Below are 3,610 nucleotides of genomic sequence, written 5' to 3' on the forward strand. Positions count from 1 at the left end.
ATTGATTTGTGGGTTACTAAAGGTGACTTACAAGGGTCGATAAAGCGCATGAAAGATGTAGAGAACTCAAGTGAAGTAGCATTTGAAGAGCTTTATGAGGTTTTTAAAAAGTATAGAAAGTAAAAGATTTAAATAGTTCTCATCATACTCTATGATGCAGAATTTATTTTTTCTCTCTTATCATTTTTATAGCCTCACTACAAAGCACAAGCCCAAAAGTAGCGGTTACTCCGATAAAGCTCCCTTTATCTTTAACGAGTGCTTCTTCTGAGGAAAATATAACTTTATACTTCTTTTTAAACCCTCTTTTTCTTAGCTCATATCTGATTTTTGAGCCAAACTTATCACCATAACTCTTAAAGACATCATCTACGTGTACTTTAGTAGGGTCAAGACGTTTTGCACAACCAAATGATGAGATGAGTTTTTTATAGCATTTTTGAGCAAGAGCGAGTTTTGGTTTTATATCGTCAATCGCATCAAGGACAACGTCATACTCATCAAAGTTAAAGTTTTGTACCCACTCTTCATCTATATGAGCGTTAATTATCTTTATATCTGGATAGTGTTTTTTAAGAGCTTCAACTTTTAACTCGCCCTCATGCAGTTCAGACCAGAGTTGACGGTTTTGATTTGAGAGATCATAGCTATCAAAATCCACTATAGTTATTTCACCCACACCACTTCTACTTAGACAATCCAAACAGTGTCCGCCAACTCCACCCACTCCTAAGAGCAAGACTTTTGCATCTTCAAGTTTAGAAAAATCCTCTCCTAAAAGGTTTTTTATGCGCTCATATCTCACTCGTTTACTCTATCCACTCTTTGAGTTTGTTCATACTTTTATATGCACTCATATCAAGCTGTATAGGCGTTAAAGAGATATTTCCTGCTTTAATAGCTTCATAGTCACTAATGCCTTCATTTCCCTCTCTTGGTAAGAAGTTGAGTGGGTGAAGTCCTAGCCAGTAAAACTCCTCACCTCTTGGGTTTCTATGAAGATGCGAATCATTTGCATAAAATCTATACCCAGCGTATGTTACAACCATCTTTGCATCTCTGTTGTCAGTTGAATCAAGATCTGGTGGAATATTTACATTTAAAAACTCTCTCTTTGGTAGTGGGAAAGAACCATTTTTTATCTTTAAAACAAGCTCTTTTATAACCTTTTTTGCTAGTGTAAAATCACCTTGTGGATCTGTAGAATCCATGACTTGAGAGATAGCAATGGATGGGATATCATGAAGAACTCCCTCCATTGCACCTGCTGCAGTTCCTGAGTATGTAATATCCTCGCCCATGTTTGAGCCTCTGTTTATTCCACTAATAAGCAAATCTGGTTTTGAGTCTACATATATCGTACTAAGTGCCAGATAAACACAGTCACTTGGCGTTCCATCATCAAGTTTGAAGAAGTTATCATCAACTCCTACAAAACGTAAAGGTCTAACAAGTGTTAAAGAGTGTCCGCATGCTGATTTCTCGCTTGCAGGTGCTACAACCATAACCTCAACATCATCAAGCTCTTTTAGCGCTTGTATTAAAGCGCGTAACCCTTTTGCCTCATAACCATCATCATTTGTTACTAAAATCTTATATCTCAAAAAAGTTCCTTAAATTTGATAAAAATCTATAATCTATCGCCATTTTAACATCAGTTATCAAAAAATAAAATTGTGCGACAAACTAAGCGACAAACTAAATAGTATGCTAAAATAAACACCCAATTAATTAAGAGGTTATATTTATGAAGATAGATGGTCGTTTTTGGCTTAGTAAAAATGATAAAAGTTTTTTAGGCTCTGGAAGAATAGAACTTCTTCGTCATATAGAAAAAACAGGCTCTATTCACGCCGCTGCAAAAGAGATGAAGATGAGCTACAAAGCGGCTTGGGAGCGAATTAACAGCATGAATGAGCTAGCCGATGAGCCTATAATTGAGAGAAAAATCGGCGGAAAAGGCGGAGGCGGAACAACTCTTACACCTTATGCTTATGAGCTTATAAACACTTATGATAGATTAAACGAGCTTCACCGTCAATTTATTGAGAGATTTGCTCAAGCTGGAGAAAACCCAGAGAGACTTGCAAAGATACTAAACAGAACTTTTTTAACAACGAGTGCAAGAAATCAAATCCCCTCAGTTATAAAAGAGATAAAAGAAGTAGGCATAAATTCACTAATCACAATGAGCATAGCTGGAGGTGGAAAAATAACCTCTTCTATCACTTCAAAGTCTGTTAAAAACATGGCTCTTGGCGTTAGCGATGATGTTTATGCCATCATAAAATCAAGCGACATAGAGATTTCTGCAACTCCCCCAGCAAAAAATGAGAGTTTAAATATCTTAGAAGGAACCATCCAAAACATAAAACTCTCAAGCCAATCAGTAGAGGTCTCTCTAAAAGTAAATGAGCTTACATCACTAATCTTAGTCGTAAAAGAGTCTCAAATCCCATCTCTTAAAGCAGGAGACAAAGCCTACGCAACCATACATCCAAGCAATATAATCATAGGTTCATGACTTTATACTTATCGAACCTTATTTATAAGTCTTTAAACTGATAAAAATAGTTGTACGCTGTCTCTGAAGTTAAGAAACGAAAGAAGACAACTTCATATATTTTTACAAGAGATAAAACTAAGAAAAGGCACAAAATAGTGCCTGACATTTTTAATTATATTATCCAATTCGCTTAAGCTACATTATGTTTGTTATGTAGTTTTTTCAACGATTAACAAACACTTTTGTATGTTATTTCTCCATATGACATTTAACACACACTAAAGATTTAAGACTAATAAGTATATTTTCTCCTAAAGTTAAAAAATATTGAAATTTGTCATATTTTTCATCAAATTTTAATAATTAACACACATTTAACATGTAAGTTATTTTTGCTTTTTTAAGTTGATGCGTATATAATGTGTTTGAATAAATAGTTATAGGAGAGTAAATGGCACTTGATTTAGATAAAGTGGGATCCTTCATTATTGGTTGCATACTTTTTGGTTTATTTTTATGGATACATTTAATACCATTTATTATGAGTTTAAAAACTATGAACTATTTGAAAAATAAGAATAAAGAATATACACCATATATTATTTTATCAATAATATCTCTAATCCCAACATTTATTTTCTTGTATTTAATGTATTTTGGTCTAACTTGTGGAAGTGGTTGTTTTAGTGGAATATTTTTCTTTATGTCACTTATCCCTGTGTTAATTTTATCTATAGTTAATCAAATTATCAAAAACTATGTTTATAAAATCTATAACAAATCTTAGGAGAGAAATAAGTTACCCTACAGGCAAACTTATTTCTCAAGTCAAACGTTATCTTCCTAATCCTCAACTAATAATAATTTAAATACAATTGTTAAAATTATTCTGTTTTAGATGCTACATGTAGTGCATAAATAATAAAAATATAAATATACTATTTCTAGTTTAAATCAGATAAAGTAATAATAGTATCTCTTCTAAGCTCACAAGGCTCACGTATATCGCCTTAATGCATAAATTGCAAATCAGTAAATGCTTCTCTTTAACACTCTTTGAGTCAGTTATTATTAAGAAACATTACTTTATTATTCGTTATATCA

General features: G+C 32.9%; 4 protein-coding genes. 2 read left to right on the top strand and 2 right to left on the bottom strand.

Annotated features, from left to right (window positions below):
- Window positions 1–163: 163 nt before the first annotated feature.
- Entirely contained in the window at window positions 164–805 is a 642-nt protein-coding gene (locus PHI38_RS09735; RefSeq protein WP_299855607.1) for a ThiF family adenylyltransferase, read from the bottom strand.
- Between the two features lie 4 nt (window positions 806–809).
- Window positions 810–1,604 carry a 5'/3'-nucleotidase SurE gene (gene surE, locus PHI38_RS09740; RefSeq protein WP_299855609.1) on the bottom strand — a complete coding sequence of 265 codons (795 nt, stop codon included), beginning with the start codon at window positions 1,602–1,604 and terminating at the stop codon, window positions 810–812.
- Between the two features lie 143 nt (window positions 1,605–1,747).
- On the opposite strand from surE, the gene PHI38_RS09745 reads away from it, so the two are divergent.
- Both PHI38_RS09745 and PHI38_RS09750 read left to right on the top strand, forming a co-directional pair.
- A complete protein-coding gene (locus tag PHI38_RS09745; RefSeq protein ID WP_299855611.1) occupies window positions 1,748–2,524 on the top strand; it encodes a TOBE domain-containing protein in 777 nt (258 codons plus the stop codon).
- Between the two features lie 433 nt (window positions 2,525–2,957).
- Window positions 2,958–3,293: a hypothetical protein gene (locus PHI38_RS09750; protein ID WP_299855613.1), complete on the top strand. Its 336-nt coding sequence runs from the start codon at window positions 2,958–2,960 to the stop codon at window positions 3,291–3,293.
- Window positions 3,294–3,610: the final 317 nt, after the last annotated feature.

The sequence above is a fragment of the Sulfurimonas sp. genome (genome assembly GCF_028694895.1).
Taxonomy (GTDB): Bacteria; Campylobacterota; Campylobacteria; order Campylobacterales; family Sulfurimonadaceae; genus Sulfurimonas.